Below are 14,677 nucleotides of genomic sequence, written 5' to 3' on the forward strand. Positions count from 1 at the left end.
TAGTCGGTCGTGACGTTGCCGCTGACGCTGGTCGTGGCGGCGTCTTCGGTCAGCGTGCCGGCGTCCGCATTGTGCGCTGTCGGCACGTCGTCGACGATGACGATGCTGATGGTGCCGTCGCCGTGGGTGCCGCCGATGCCGTCAACCGCGACCGCGACGCTGTCGGGCAGCGTGTTGTTGCCGTTGCCGGCGGGATGGGTCTGCGCGGCGTTGAGCGTGTAGCTGTAGGTGAAGGTGGCTTCGGTGCCGCCGCCCGCCGGCGTCACGCCGGTGATCTTCAACGTGCCTTCGCCGGTGTTGATGGTCTGGTTGAGCCAATCGGCCAGCGTGTGGGTCTGGCCGCCGATGGTCACGTCCTTGATGCCGTCGGTGGCCGTGACCTTGAACGTGCCGGTGTCGGTCTCGCTGGTGTCGGGAGCTGAGGTCAGGCCGTGTTCGTAGACGACGTTGGACGCGCCATTGGCATTGGCGTCGTCGCTCGGCGTGACCACGACGGTCGAGCTGTCGTGGGCGCCATTGATCTCGAACGTGATGGTCTTGGTGTCGGCGTCGCTGTCGTGATCGGTCAGCGTATAGCCGAGTGAGACGTTGATCGTGTCGCCGGTCTCCAGCGCCTGCGTGGCCGGCTTGCTGTTGTCCAGCACGAAGCTCCAGGTGCCGCTGGCGTTCTGCGTCAGCGTGCCGTAGTCGGCCAGGTCGACGGCGCCGCCGTTCAGCGTGGCGGTCACCGCGCCCCAGCCCACCGGGCTCGCCGCTGCCGGGCCGTCGGCGCCGAACGTGTTATTGTAGTCGGTCGTGACGTTGCCGCTGACGCTGGTCGTGGCGGCGTCTTCGGTCAGCGTGCCGGCGTCCGCATTGTGCGCGACCGGCACGTCGTCGACGATCTTGATCGACAGCGTGCCGGGGAGTGAGACGTCACCGTCGCTGTCGGTGACCGTCACGGTCATGTCATCGAAGGTGGAATTGGTGCCGTCGCCGGCCGGATGGTTCTCGGCGTGCACCAGCGTATAGGTGTAGCTCACCTGGCCAGTGGCGGCGTCGTAGCCGTCGATGGTCAGCGTGTTGCCTAAAGGCGTCGGGATGTTGATCGGCGTCGTTGCGCTGTTGGCAAGGGCTGCGCCGGAGATCACCTGGTTGTTGATGGTCACCGAGCCGATGCCGTCGGGCGAGGTGATGGTGAAGGTGCCGGTGTTGTGTTCGGAGGGATCACTGTCGTTGCCTGGCTCATGGTCCGCCAGTTCGCCCGAGCCGGTCGGCAGGCCTTTTTCATAAACGATCGTGTCGCCGCCTTCGAGGGAGGGCGTCAGATCGAGGATCGTCGGCGTCGAATCGGGCAGCAATCCCGGGAACAGTTCGCGATGGTCAGGCTGGCCGAACCCCAGGTCCGTCGGCGGCAGCAGCGACGTCAGGCCGAAGCCGTCGCCGATGCCGCCTGCGGGATGCTCGAAATTTCCGCCCGCGCTGCCCGGCGAGCCGTTGCCGCCGGCCGAGATCGAGCCGTCGGCGCCGAAGGCGACATCGACATGGCTGGCCTCGAGCGCGGCGATCAGGGCCACGCGCGGCACCTCGACGTCGCCGAGGATGAAGGTCGGCACATTCAGCGCGGCGTCCTTGATGACGATCTGGGTTCCGTCGGGCTGCGTGAGGACGAGATCGTGGCCGTCGACCTTGATGTTGTCGATCGACACGCTGGCCGGAAGCTTCACGACGTTGCCGGCCTCGACATGATATTCATGCGGGGTATTGCCTGCCGCTGCATTTGCCGCCGGCGCGTTCGCGGGGGCAGCAGCCTTGGCGTCGGCCGGCTGGTTGGCGGCCGGCGCATTGGCCGCGCCTTGGGCCGGCGCGCCGCTGCCGACATCGACCGGCACCGGCTCGCTCGCCGCCTGGCCGGCGGTCGCCTGCGCGACCTGCACACCCGTCGAGATATGATTTTCACCAGCGCTCGTGTGCTCGTCCCAGGAATTTGAAACGGCGTCGAATTCGATATTGGTCGTCATAGCTAAAGCCCCTCCGGCATTTCCCGGAAAGAGACATGTCAGGCCCGGGCTTTGCAACAGACATTCAATCTATTTCATATATTCGAATATGTAGAGAATCGCATTTTTTACACTTGGTAAATCGCGATGATATATGCGGATATGCATCCTCTTAAGGGCGGTGCGATTGGCCGCGCCGCACGCCTCCCGCTTTGGTAAATGTAAGTATAATTTTGAATAAAATTTGATGCAAAACAGAATAGCGTGATTCGGGGAAACTTACCCACCTTCCTTTCCGATAATTTGAGACAAGATTGGTAGCGTCCACAGTCAAAGGTGGGCGTCATGAAAATACAAAAAGCAGCCCCGACAGGGATCAAGGTTCTCTTGCTGGCGATCGGCCTTGCCGCTCAGGCTGATCCATCGTCGGCAAGCGCGAATTCGGGCGCGGTTCAAGCCTTGCAGAAGGTGCTTGCGCCGGCGAGCCTTGGCGGCGTTTCGCTGGCCCGGCCGCTGCCCTGGCAGCCGGCCTCCGCGTACCGGATCGCGGACGTTTCCGTGGGCTACACGCCGGCAGCGCCTTACGAGGCTGAAGCGCACGCGAAGGCCGATCCCGGCATCGACCCGATCCAGACCGCCGCGATCATCCCCGGCGTCTTCGGCTCGGTCGCCTTGTCGATGCGCAACTTTCCGGTCGCGGCGCGCTGGGCTCCTGTCTACAAGGCCATCGTCGATTGCACCGCCGGCAGCGTCTGCGACCGCGAGAGCCCGGCTTTCGCCGAGATCGTCAAGATTGCCGGCGACAAGGGCTTTCGCGACAAGCTGTCCTTCGTCAACAGCAGCATCAACCGCCTGATCGCCTATCGCAAGGACAGCGTCGTCTACGGCAAGCTCGACTATTGGGCGAAGCCGTCGGAAATCCTCGAGCATCGCGCCGGCGATTGCGAGGATTTCGCCATATTGAAGATGGCGGCGCTGCTCAGGGCCGGCATCCCTGCGCAGAGCATGTCGCTGGTGGTGCTCCAGGATCGCCGCCGCAAGTTCTTCCATGCCATCCTGTCGGTGAGCACGGGAAGCGGCGCCTTCATCCTGGACAGCCTCGGCAACGCTGTCCTGCGCGACAGCGATCTGCCCGACTATGTTCCGCTCTATTCCTTCAGCACCGATCGCGCCTGGATCCATGGGTCGAAGTCCGGCGCGCAGGTCGCCGACATCGCCGGCGGCTTCGCCACGGTCGCTCCGGGCGAAGGCTCGCCGGAACCATCAGTGGCTTCGAGCCTGAGGCAGTAGTTTCGAGCGGTTCAGCGCCTCCCCGAAAATACGCGAACGCTCTGTTGTCTTCGCGCACCCGGACAGTTCCGGGAAAATGCGTAGCTCTACCCGTTGTAGACGAAGGCCATCAGCAGCTCCGGCTCGGTGACGGGTGCGCGCACGGCGCTGAGTTGGCCGCGATAGCGGCGCTCGCCGGCGCCGATGACGAAGCCGCTGGTGACCGGTGTTTCGCCATTGGCGTCGAGCCGGGCGAAGATATCGGGAACGTTGAGGTCGAGCGCCAGCTTCAGGTCCTGGCGCCCATCCTCGCCGGGCGCGCTTGGCAATTGGCGCCTCACCAGTTGCTGGAACGGCGCGTTGAAGGCCAGGATCTTCTTCGACGAGGACAGCGCGAAGGCGGGCGAGGGGCAGGCAACCAGGATCGCGTTGATCGTGCGGATCGAAGCGAGCTTGCGCAATTCCATGCTTTCCTCGGCCAGGCCGCGCATGCAGGCGACGCGGATCGCCGAGGTGAGATTGCCCTGGTCGGGATGATGTTCGGCGATCTCTTCGACCAGCATGCCGATCGTGCATTTGCGGCTTTCGGCCATCTGCTTCAGCGACACCCAGAAGGCGCGCTCCAGCCGGATGCCGCGACGCACGCCGCCCCGCGCCACGACCCGGAATTCGGGGCCGAAATCCTCGGCCGCGAGCAACGGCAGCAGCCTCTCGCGCGACGTGTGCGGATGGATGGCGCTATCGCTCACTCATTGCCTCCTGACGCGCCTTGTTGATGGGCTTCAAAAGATAGTTGAGGATCGTCTTGCGTCCGGTCTTGATGTCGACCGAGCAGATCATGCCGGGGATGATCGAATAGGTCTTGCCGTTCCTCGTCAGGGTCGATTTGTCGGTGGCGACCCGCACTTGGTAATAGGGCTCGCCCGTCTTCTGGTCGACGAGGCTGTCGGCGGTGATGTTGGAGACCTTGCCCTCGATGCCGCCGAAGATCGAGAAATCATAGGCGGTGACCTTGATCAGCGCTTCCTGGTTCGGCTGGATGAAGGCGACGTCGCGCGGCGAAACCCGGGCCTCGACCAGCAGCGTCTCGGAGGTCGGCACGATGCCGGCCACCACCGCGCCCGGCTGCACGAAGGCACCGAGCGTGTTGACGTCAAGCGTGTTGACGATGCCGTCGACCGGCGAACGGATGTCGGTGCGCGCCACCTTGTCGGTGGCGCCGCGGATGGTTTCGTCGACCACGGAAAGATCGGCGAGCGCCTGCGTCAGGTCGCTCAGCGCCTCCTGCTGCAATTGCAGGCCCAATTCGTTCACCTGAAGCTGCGCCTCGGTGATTGCTCCCTGGCCCTTCTTGATGGTCTCGCCGGCAAGGGTCAGCTGTCCGCGAAGGTCGGTTTGTTCGCGCTCGACGCGGATCTGTTCGGTCCTGGCCATCAGGCCTTTCTTGACCATGGGTTCGACCAGCGCCGCTTCCTGGTCGGTGACGGCAAGGCTCTTGGACAGGCGGTCGGCGTTGGCGGTGGCCTCGTCGAGTTCCTTCTCGCGCTGGTCGAGGCGCGATTTGAGAACCGACAGCTTGACCTCGAAATTGTCGCGGCGCGCGACAAGCAGCTTCTGCTCGTTGTCGCAGATCTCCGGCGCGACCTTCTGGATTTCCGCCGGGCAGGGAAACGACCCTTCGACACTGCCGCTCTGCTCGAACTGCAGCCTGGCGATGCGCGCCTGCAGCGCTCGCGCCTTGGCCTTCTCTTCGCCAAGGCTCGACGTGTTGCCTGAATTGTCGAGGCGGATGATGAGGTCGTTCTTCTTGACCGTCTGCCCGATCTGGACGGCGATCTCCTGCACCACGCCCGGTTCGCTGGCCTGGATGATCTGCGTCTTCGAAGCAGGTATCACCTTGCCGTCGCCGCGCGCGATCTCGTCGACCTCGGCGAACGACGCCCAGGCCGTGAAGCACACGAACAGCGCCCCGACGATGTAGACGGACGCCGAGGCGAAAAATGGTGGCCGGTCTTCCCTTGCTAGCATGTCCATACGTTCCGGTCAGGCATTTGCCTTCTGCAGCGCCTGAATGACTTGTTCCTTCGGCCCGTCGGCGACGACGCGGCCCTGGTCGATGACGATGAGGCGGTCGGCAAGCTCCAGCATGCTGTAGCGATGGGTCGACACGATCAGCGTCGTGCTGCGGTCGAACGCCACCTTGAGCTGCTTGATCAACTGCCGCTCGGAAGCGAGATCCATCGAACCCGACGGCTCGTCCAGGAAGACGATCTTCGGTTTGGTCAAAAGCAGCCGCGCGATCGCCACGGCCTGCCTTTGCCCGCCCGAGAGATTGGTGCCGCGCTCGCCGACATTCATGTCGTAGCCGCGCGGATGCCGCGAGACGAAGTCGTCGACGCCGGCGGCCTTCGCCGCATCGATGATCTCCTCGTCCGTCGCTCCCGGCGCCGCCATCAGGAGGTTCTCCTTGATGGTTCCCGAAAACAGGTCCCCGGCCTGCGCGACGATGCCGACCGCGGCGCGGACCTCCGAGGGGTGGTATTGGCGGATGTCGATGCCGTCGAGCAGCAGCTCCCCCGACGTCGGCAGGAACAGCCGGCCGATCAGCCGCCCCATCGTGGTCTTGCCGGAGCCGATGCGGCCGATGATGCCGACCCGCTCGCCGGGCTTGACCGCGATGTTGAGCCCGCTCAGAACCTCGTTTTCCGTGCCGGGATAGGCGAAGCCGACATTCCTGAAGACCAGCGCGCCGCTGCGGATCGGCCGGTTGACGAAGCCGACCGTGTCGGGGCGGTCCTCCGGTTGCGACATGATCGTGTTGATGATCTTGAGCGACAGCATCGCCTGTCGGAACCGGGCAAGCGTGATGGCAATCTGGCCGAGCGGCGCCACGGCGCGGCCGGCGAGCATCACGGTGCCGATGATGGCGCCGGTCGACACCTGGCCTTCCGAGAACGCATAGGCGCCGGCCACCACCAGGGCGACCGTCACGAATTGCTGGATGGCGCCGGTGATGTTGCCCGCCGCCGCCGAGAGCTCCTTGATCTTTTCCGACGTGTTGGCCGCGTTCTTCGAGTGCTCGCCCCATTTGCGCAGCAGGTAGGCCTCGGCGCGCAGCGACTTGATCGTTTCCAGCGTCGAGATGGATTCCACCAGCAGGGCCTGGCGCTGCGACGCCTCGTTCATCGAGGCCGCGACCCGCTTGCCGATCCGCCGCTGCGTGATCAGCCCGACAATGACGGAGATGACGAAGGCCAGCGCCGGTATCACCACCAGCCAGCCGCCGATGGCGTAGATCACCGCCAGGAAGACGAAGACGAAGATCGTGTCGATGAAGACGCTGATCGTGTTCGAGGTGAAGAACTCGCGCACGAACTCGTATTGCGTGACGCGGTTTGCATATTCACCCGTCGACCCGGGCCGCGCCGAAAGCGAGGAATTCAGCACTTTCTCGAACAGCAGGTAGGAAATCCGCAGGTCCGCCTTGCGACCGGCATAGTCGATCAGTGATGCCCTGGCCGTCTTCAGCAGCAGGTCGAACAGGATCGCCGCGCCGATGCCGAGCGCCAGCACCCACAGCGTCGAGATTGCCTTGTTGGGCAGGATGCGATCGTAGACGTTCATGGTGAAGATCGGCGAGGCGATCGCCAGCAGGTTGATGAACATCGCCGACAGCACCACTTTCGAATAGGTGCGCCAGAACGCCCCCATGGTGCCGGTCAGCCAGTGGCGCCTTTCGATCCGCGCGGCGGTGCCGACCGTCATCTCCTCGGCCTGGTTGGCATAGGTGATCGAGAAGGACGTGCCGCCGCTGATATAGCTTTCGGCGAGTTCCGATCTGTCGATCGTGGTGCGGCCGTTTTCCTGCGGCGCCGTCAGATATTGCCCGCCCTCGATCTCCGCCAGGAGGGCGATCGGCAATTGGCTGACGCGAAAGACGATGGCCGGAAGATCGAAGCGGCCGCGCAGGAAATCGCGATGGCTGAAATTCTGGACCTCCAGGCCGATGCGCTCGGCCAGATGGCGGATCTCGTCCGGCTCGATGCGCGTCTCCGAAATCGGCACGCCGGCGAACAGCACCGTTTCCGCGCTCGGCCTGCCGAGATAGGCCGCCACAGCGCAGAAGCAGGCTTTGAAAGCCTCCTTGGGCGATAGGATATTAGGTTGCTGGTTCACGATCCGCCCCGAAGGACCGAAGATCGACGCTACATCGGCTACTTTTTCCTGACCGGCGCGAGGATGTCGAACGGCAGATCGTTCTTCTGCTCCGACGGCGTCCGCGCATAGGTCTCGGTATCGGCCGTAGCCGGCACACCGAATTCCTCACGGGCGTAGGCCGCGGCCTGCTTGGCCGGTTGGATGTTGAGCGTCTTCAGCAATTCCCCGGTTGCGGCCAGCAGCCGGTATTCCGCGAACAGCGATGCGTAGGACGACGTGTCGGCCAGCGTCGCGGTGTTGAAGCGCGTGTTCTGGGCATCGAGCACGTCGAGCAGCGAGCGCTGCCCGACCTTGAACTGCTCGCGATAGGAGGCGACCAGCTTTTCATTGGTGGCTGCCTGCTGCCGCAGCGTCTTTGCCAGCTCCGCCTGGCGGAAGCGGCGGTCCCACGAGGTCCGGACGGCTTCCTCGATCTCGCGCAGCACCTGGTGCAGCGCAAGGCGCTGCTCGCTGGTGCGGCGGATCTGTTCCTGTTCGTTGGCCTTGTCGATGCCGCCGCGATAGAGGTTCCAGCGCAGCACCACCCGGGCCTGCAGATCGCTTGCGTCGCCATTGTCGCCGTCGATGTCATACCCCCCCCGGGCAACGCCCTCGGCGGTGATCGTCGGGCCATATTTCGCGCGCGCCGCGTCGACCAGCGAAGCGGCGGCGTCGATGTCGCTGTTGGCCATATGGACGCGCGGATTGTTCTGCCTGGCGAGCCCGATCGCATCGTCCAGCGACCGCGGCAGGGCGGCTGCGACATCGGCAGGCCGCGACGCGTTGGTCAACGGCTTGCCGACATTCTTGAAGAAGCGGATCTTGGCCGCCTCGAGTTCTTCGGTCGCTTCCTGCATCCGCGCCTTGGCGGCATAAAGGCGTTCCTCGGCCTGTTGCCGGTCGGCGTCGTTGAGCGCGCCGCCCGCGATGCCTTGCCTGATGTCGCTGAGGATGGACTGATGGAAGCCGAGGTTCTTCTTGGCTTCGACCACGATCGAAGCCTGCAACATGTATTCCAGATAGTCCTGGACGACTGCAAGTCCGATGAACTCGGAGCGTTCCAGAACCCTGAAGGAAGCTCCATCGACCCGCGAGGCCTGGCGGTTCAGTTCCGCGCGCCTTGCGCCGCTGTCATAAAGCGTCTGCGAGACGGTGAGGTCGGCCTCGTTCGGATAGAGAGCTTTGTGATCCTCGTCGAGCGCGCGCCGCGTGTCGTTGTCCAGGCGGCGAACGCCGGTCGATGCTTCCAGGTCGACGCTAGGAAGATAAAGGCCTTTGGCCTGTCGCAGCTCGAATTCGATCGCTTCGCGGTTTTCGATCGCCTGTCCAATCTCCGGATTGGACTCCACGGCGACGGCGACAGCTTCTTTGAGTGTGAGTGCGCTGGCACTACCACAAGCCAACATCGACACCGTGACAGCAAGCGCAACGCGCCAGCCGACGGTAATTTTACCCGTCCTGGTCATTTCTACCCCGTGACTATCCCCGCGCCATTATTTTTTTATTGGCGCTTATTTGCCCAAGCCTGCCACCGGACCTTTCAGCCAGTATCTATCAAATTTTTCGGGGCCGTGAGCATATAATGGATTAGACACCCGCTAAAATTGCGATTTCCGGCATTAGGGTTAAAGCCTGTAGCAAAAATGGCACAGAAACGGGGCGCGCTCGTCGGGACTCTCCCAGTTCAAAGCGCGCTGCGATGGTTATGGTCTGAAAGAAACGGCGAATCGTGCGGCGGCCATGCACAAGCTCCCGCGAAATCTGCTCAGGCCTTGCAAAGCATGCGCAAGAAAACGCCATTTCAGCCTGGTTTGATTGGCAAACGCGGATCGTTCCCTGTATTGCCGGCCGGAGCAAAAAGCCGTGGATTTTGTTGCATGACCAATATCGCCCTGACCGGGCTTGCCCGCGATCTCGCCCGACGCGCCGCCGAGGGCAGGCCGGTCCGCATCGGCGTCATTGGCTCCGGCGAGATGGGAACCGATCTGGTGACGCAGGGCATGCTGATGCCGGGCATCTCGATCGCGGCCATCTCTACGCGCCGCCCGCACACTGCCCGTGAGGCGATCCGCATCGCCTATGGCGACGAGGCGATGGCCGCCGAGGCCGAGACCGGCTCCGGGGTCACCCGGGCGATCGAGAGCGGCAGGATCGCCATCACCTCGAATGAGGTGCTGGTCACCAACCCGCTGATCGACGTCGTCATCGACGCTACCGGAAAACCTGGCGTCGCCGCCGATTTCGACCTGATGGCGATGGAGCATGGCAAGCATCTGGTGATGATGAATGTCGAGGCCGACGTGACCATCGGCTGCTACCTGAAACAGCAGGCAGACCGGCTGGGTGTCGTCTATTCGGTCGGCGCGGGCGACGAGCCGTCGAGCTGCATGGAACTGATCGAATTCGCCTCGGCGCTTGGGCTAGGCGTCGTCGCGGCCGGCAAGGGCAAGAACAATCCGCTCAACCACGACGCGGTTCCCGACGATTACCTTGAAGAGGCGGCGCGCCGCAGCATGAACCCGCGCATGCTGGTCGAGTTCGTCGACGGTTCGAAGACCATGGTCGAGATGTGCGCCATTGCCAACGCCACCGGCCTGGTTCCGGATGTTCCAGGCATGCACGGCCCCAGGGCCGATCGCGATCAGCTGGCCAAGGTGCTGATCCCGAAAGAGCATGGCGGCCTCCTGTCGAGAAAAGGCGTCGTCGACTACACGATCGGCAAGGGCGTGGCGCCCGGCGTCTTCGTCATCGTCGAGGCGATGCATCCGCGCGTCGTCGAACGCATGGACGATCTCCATGTCGGCCAAGGCCCTTATTACGGCCTGTTCCGGCCCTATCACCTGACTTCGCTGGAGGTGCCGCTCACCGCCGCCCGCATCATGCTCTACGGCAAGCCCGACATGGTGCCTCTGCCGAGGCCGGTGGCGGAAGTCTGCGCGGTCGCCAAGCGCGACCTTGCCGCCGGGGAGACCTTCGATGCCATCGGCGAGACCTGCTACCGCTCCTGGACCATGACCGTTGGCGATGCCCGCGCCGTCCGCGCCGTGCCGGTCGGCTTGCTCGAAGGCGGCAAGGTGCTGAAGCCGGTGAAGAAGGGCGAGTTGTTGACTGATGACAATGCCGTGCCAGACCGGACGACGAGACTTTACGCCCTGCGCCGGCTGCAGGATGATATGCTCTACGGAGCCAAGATCGGTTTGGGCTGAGCCGCTCCAATTTGCGCAGCTCCGCCTGGCGACCGGGTAGCAAGAAAGCGGCTGCCGGCATTGTCATGACAGTCGCGCTATATTGTCATGACGGATTGGATGCAGCGATGAATCTTCAGATTAGGGATCCGCGGGCAAGAGAACTCGCCCGCCAGCTTGCCGAAAAACGGAACATTTCGATGACCGAGGCGGTAATCGAGGCGCTCGAATCTGAACTGCAGCGGCACCGCAAACAGGCGCCGTTGGCCGAACGGCTTGCCACCATTTCCCGAAATTTCAAATCCAAGGCCGGCGGAGGCGGAAAGACGTTGAGCAAGGATGAGGTCGATGAGATGTGGGGACATCCCTGAATGTTCATCGATACCTCGGTCGTCGTCGCCATCCTGGCGGGCGAGGAGGACGCAGCCGAATGGAGCGGCCGGATAGAGTTGGCGTCCGGGCGCGTAACATCTCCGCTGGTCATACTCGAAGCGGCGATGCGGCTTTCATCGATGCTCGCCGTCCAGCCGGTTGTTGCCGAAGCGGCGATAGAAGCTTTTCTGCAGGAGGCTGAGGTGGAAGTCGTGCCGATCGAAAGTAGCGATGCAAAGCTCGCGATCCAGGCTTTTTCCGACGATGGCAAGGGTCGCGGCCATCCGGCCCAGCTCAACCTCGCCGATTGCCTGTCGTATGCCTCGGCAAAAAGTCGAGGCATGCCTTTGCTCTATAAAGGCAATGATTTTTCCCACACCGACCTTGCGTGATGCGGACGGTCCCTATTTCCCCAGCTCTATCGACCTGAGCCGTGCTGCTTCCACGGCTTCGGTGACGAGCTTCGTCAGGCGGTCGCCGCCCATCAGCACGGCAAGCGCCGCGGCGGTCGTGCCGTTGGGGCTGGTCACCTGCTGGCGCAGCACACCCGGCTCCTCGTCGCTTTCGGCGGCGAGCGAGGCGGCGCCGAAGACGGTCTGCATGGCAAGCAGCTTGGCGGTTTCGGTGGGAAGGCCGGCCTTCTCGGCCGCGATCGTCAGCGCCTCGATGAAGTGGAAGATATAGGCCGGGCCTGACCCGGAGACGGCCGTCACGGCGTCCATGAGCCCTTCGTCGTCGATCGTCGTCACGACGCCGCTCGCCGAGAGCAGTTCGGCAACGAAGCGGCGGACGTCGTCGGAGACCAGCAGGTTGGAGAATACCACCATCATGCCCTTGCCGATCGCCGCCGGCGTGTTCGGCATACAGCGGATGACCGGCGCGAGCTCGCCCAGAATCTCTTCGAAAGTGGCGACCGGCGTGCCGGCGGCGATGGAGAGAAAGCTGGTCCTGCCATCGCCGAAGCGCTTGTACTGCGCCGTCACCTCGCGGATCACCTGCGGCTTTACCGCAATGACGACGAGATCGGGCACGGCATCGGCCGGAATGCCGGCGGCGTCGGCGGCGGCACGGCAGCCGAGATGCTCGGCGCGCTGGCGCAGTTCGGCATTGGGCTCGACCACGAACACCGCCGCCGGCTCGAGCTTGGCGGATTTCAACCAGCCCGAGAGCATGGCGTAACCCATGTTGCCGCAACCGGCGAGAACCAGCCTGATCGTCATGAAAGCCTCCGAAAAGAAGACTTCCTTAGACAATTGCGGAGCGCTGGAAAAGTCCAGTGGCGGAAGATCGACAGTCCAGGATCAGCGGGAGAGGCGAACCGGGATCGACCGCAGCGAGACTTGTCTCAAGCCGAGCACGCCGAGCACGAAGAACAGCCAGACCGGATCGCCGCGGTGGAAGAAGAAGCTCTCCAGGAAACCGTTCAGCGCCGTGAACAGCACCACCATCATGAAGAAATCGCCGAGGAAGATGTTTTCCTTGCGCGCCGGGATGCGCATATAGTCGCGCAAAGGGGCGATCAGGAAGGTGTAGACGGCGACGCAGAGCGCCGGGATGCCCATCAGCACGGCGATGTCGAGATAGCCGTCGTGACCGTGAACGATGGTGCGGATATCCCAGGGCCGGTCGAAGGGCTGGTCCTGGTTGAGCAGCAGTGGCGTCCCCCAGAAGCTTTCATAGCCGTAGCCGGTCCAGGGCTTCTTCGCCAGCATCTCGCCGGCGAACTCCCACAGCGTCGTGCGTCCGGTATAGGTGAGATCGGGGAAATAGATTGCCGCCAGATGCTTCACCGGCGCGATGAAGACGATGCCGAGCGTGCCGACGGCGGTCGCGATGACGGCCAGCGCAAACAGGATCGGCGTGCCGAGCCGCATGCCGATGAGACTGGGCAGCACGACGATCATGATCGAGAACGGGACCAGCCCGGCGGTCGTCTTGGAGCCGGTGTGCAGCATGAAGATCATCGCCGCGCAGAAGATGCCGGCGCCCCACCAGCGCTGGCCGCGCCGGAACAGGTAGAGCCCGGCGAAGCTGAAACAGGCCATCACCGGCCCGGCGATGTTCTTGTGCGTGAAGACGCCGCGCCACAGACCGGCATGCTCCGGCTCCTGCGAGTCGGCGGTGTGCAGCGCTTCATGCGGGAAGACGATCAGGCCGATATAGGAAAGGCCGATCACCACCACGGCAGTGAAGATCACCACCCTGGCGAAGGAATCGGCGTCGCGCGGCAGCACCAGGATCGTCGCCATTGTGATGATGCCGATCATGGTGAAGGAGGCGGCGCGCATCGCCGCGGGCGGATCGGTGGCAAGCACCACCGACAGGAAGAAGAAGCCCAGCATCAGCGCCCAGGAAGGGCTCACCAGCGAGCGCACCACGCGCGGGTCGGCGAAGGCCAGCAGCGAGAAGATGGAGACCGCGCCGAGCGAGCCGAAGCCGAGCTGGTTGACGATGTCGCCGCCGTCGCCGGTCAGTTCCGCGCCCGCCGGCTGGAAGGGCCGGAACGAGACGATGATGACGGTGAACAGGAGCGCGGCGATAGCCGTCGCCAAACCTTCCCTGGTGAAGGCTGCGCTGAGCGGCGCGCGCTCAATTCTTCTCAGGCTGCCGGTACTGCTCATTGGCATATCCGAATTCGGCGAGCACCCGGCCGAGCGCGACATAGACCGGGTAGAGGCCGCTCGTCAGCGAGCGGGTGCGCGCCAGCCGGATGGCGCCGCGCAGCGGCGAGGCGGCGAGCAGCGCCAGGCTTTTGAGGAAAACCTTGAGGCCGGCAAGCGGCGTGCCGGCGCGCTTCTTCTTTTCGACCAGCGTCGAGATCACGCCATTGCGCAGGCTGCGGGCGCGGATCCAGTCGGCCTCGACGCGCCGGGCAGGGACAGTTTCGTTGACTTTTGCTTCCGCGCACCAGCCGAGCACGAAGCCTTTTTGCGCGCACCGGCTGAGAAAGTCGGAATCGCCGCCGCCCATGAAATTGAACCTGAGATCGAGGAAGGGCGGTCCCATGGCCTTAAGCACGTTGCGACCGAGCAGCAGGTTGCCGGACGAATAGAGCGCCGGCACGCGGCCCGTCTCCCGATAGGGTGGCGCGAACACCGGATGCTCGGCCCATCGGGCATGCGAGACATCGGCAAAGATGGGTACCTGCGGGCCGCCGACAACGTCGGCTTCAAGTGTTTCCGCGGCGCCGCACATGCGCTCCAGCCAGTTTGGCTCGGCGATCTCGTCGTCATCGATGACCAGCAGGTGGCGAAAATTGGGAAACTGCAGGATCGCCGTCTGCCAGCCGGCATTGTAGGCGCTGCAATTGCCGCGCTCATGCGCGATGATCACCATGCCGGGCATCTCGCCGCTTTCGAACAGCGGCAGCACCGCCTTGGCTCCCTCGCGCGCCTCGGCCTCATTTTCCATGACGATGACGGCAAAGCGCCTGCCGGTCCGCTGCGCCTTGAGCGAAGCCAGCGTTTCCAGCACCTGCTTCGGCCGCTTGAAGGTCGGCAGCGTCACGACCGCCTCAACGGTCTCGGCGGCAAGCCCCGGCGACCGTCCCGCGATCGATACAGAAGCGTCGGACGGCAAAGGGAACATCCGTTTCCAGCAGCGAGGGTTTGAGCCCTCGATAGCATCGCGGTGATAACGTTTCGTTAATCACCTTCTCGCCCGTCCTTCGGAAAA

The 14,677-nt window shown here is 63.8% G+C and carries 12 protein-coding genes; 4 read left to right on the forward strand and 8 right to left on the reverse strand.

Going from position 1 to position 14,677, the window contains the following annotated elements:
- Window positions 1–2,000: VCBS domain-containing protein (locus tag FJ425_RS29535; protein WP_210241705.1), on the reverse strand; the 2,000-nt coding region annotated here is incomplete at its 3' end.
- A gap of 324 nt (window positions 2,001–2,324) precedes the next feature.
- On the opposite strand from FJ425_RS29535, the gene FJ425_RS29540 reads away from it, so the two are divergent.
- Window positions 2,325–3,269: a transglutaminase-like cysteine peptidase gene (locus FJ425_RS29540; RefSeq protein WP_140637063.1), complete on the forward strand. Its 945-nt coding sequence runs from the start codon at window positions 2,325–2,327 to the stop codon at window positions 3,267–3,269.
- A gap of 86 nt (window positions 3,270–3,355) precedes the next feature.
- Here the strand turns inward: FJ425_RS29540 and FJ425_RS29545 are convergent, their stop codons facing one another.
- The 4 genes from FJ425_RS29545 to FJ425_RS29560 are packed head-to-tail and all read right to left on the reverse strand — an operon-like array spanning window position 3,356 to window position 8,911.
- Window positions 3,356–3,997: a ribbon-helix-helix domain-containing protein gene (locus tag FJ425_RS29545; protein ID WP_140637061.1), complete on the reverse strand. Its 642-nt coding sequence runs from the start codon at window positions 3,995–3,997 to the stop codon at window positions 3,356–3,358.
- On the reverse strand, window positions 3,987–5,276 hold the full coding sequence (locus FJ425_RS29550) for an HlyD family type I secretion periplasmic adaptor subunit (protein ID WP_140544366.1): 1,290 nt from the start codon (window positions 5,274–5,276) through the stop codon (window positions 3,987–3,989). The genes FJ425_RS29545 and FJ425_RS29550 overlap by 11 nt, the downstream gene beginning before the upstream one ends.
- Window positions 5,277–5,291: 15 nt before the next feature.
- A complete protein-coding gene (locus tag FJ425_RS29555) occupies window positions 5,292–7,424 on the reverse strand; it encodes a type I secretion system permease/ATPase (RefSeq protein ID WP_140637059.1) in 2,133 nt (710 codons plus the stop codon).
- Between the two features lie 38 nt (window positions 7,425–7,462).
- Window positions 7,463–8,911, reverse strand: a complete 1,449-nt coding sequence (locus FJ425_RS29560; protein WP_140544362.1) for a TolC family protein — start codon at window positions 8,909–8,911, stop codon at window positions 7,463–7,465.
- A gap of 411 nt (window positions 8,912–9,322) precedes the next feature.
- On the opposite strand from FJ425_RS29560, the gene FJ425_RS29565 reads away from it, so the two are divergent.
- The 3 genes from FJ425_RS29565 (at window position 9,323) to FJ425_RS29575 (ending at window position 11,394) form a co-directional block, all read left to right on the forward strand.
- Window positions 9,323–10,651 (forward strand): NAD(P)H-dependent oxidoreductase, encoded by a 1,329-nt coding sequence (locus FJ425_RS29565; RefSeq protein WP_140637057.1) that lies wholly within the window; start codon window positions 9,323–9,325, stop codon window positions 10,649–10,651.
- Between the two features lie 65 nt (window positions 10,652–10,716).
- A complete protein-coding gene (locus tag FJ425_RS29570; protein WP_246673642.1) occupies window positions 10,717–11,001 on the forward strand; it encodes a type II toxin-antitoxin system VapB family antitoxin in 285 nt (94 codons plus the stop codon).
- Window positions 11,002–11,394, forward strand: a complete 393-nt coding sequence (locus FJ425_RS29575; RefSeq protein ID WP_140727702.1) for a type II toxin-antitoxin system VapC family toxin — start codon at window positions 11,002–11,004, stop codon at window positions 11,392–11,394.
- Between the two features lie 12 nt (window positions 11,395–11,406).
- Here the strand turns inward: FJ425_RS29575 and proC are convergent, their stop codons facing one another.
- The 3 genes from proC to FJ425_RS29590 all read right to left on the reverse strand — a co-directional run bounded on the left by proC (window position 11,407) and on the right by FJ425_RS29590 (window position 14,590).
- Complete coding sequence (gene proC / locus FJ425_RS29580) at window positions 11,407–12,222, reverse strand: pyrroline-5-carboxylate reductase (protein WP_140637051.1); 816 nt, start codon at window positions 12,220–12,222, stop codon at window positions 11,407–11,409.
- Between the two features lie 81 nt (window positions 12,223–12,303).
- Window positions 12,304–13,623, reverse strand: a complete 1,320-nt coding sequence (locus FJ425_RS29585) for an O-antigen ligase (RefSeq protein WP_140637049.1) — start codon at window positions 13,621–13,623, stop codon at window positions 12,304–12,306.
- Complete coding sequence (locus FJ425_RS29590; RefSeq protein ID WP_140544350.1) at window positions 13,592–14,590, reverse strand: glycosyltransferase; 999 nt, start codon at window positions 14,588–14,590, stop codon at window positions 13,592–13,594. Before FJ425_RS29590 ends, FJ425_RS29585 begins: the two co-directional genes overlap by 32 nt.
- Window positions 14,591–14,677 lie beyond the last annotated feature (87 nt).

Origin of the sequence: Mesorhizobium sp. B2-7-2 (genome assembly GCF_006440775.1) — a bacterium.
In the GTDB taxonomy this organism is placed as follows: domain Bacteria; phylum Pseudomonadota; class Alphaproteobacteria; order Rhizobiales; family Rhizobiaceae; genus Mesorhizobium.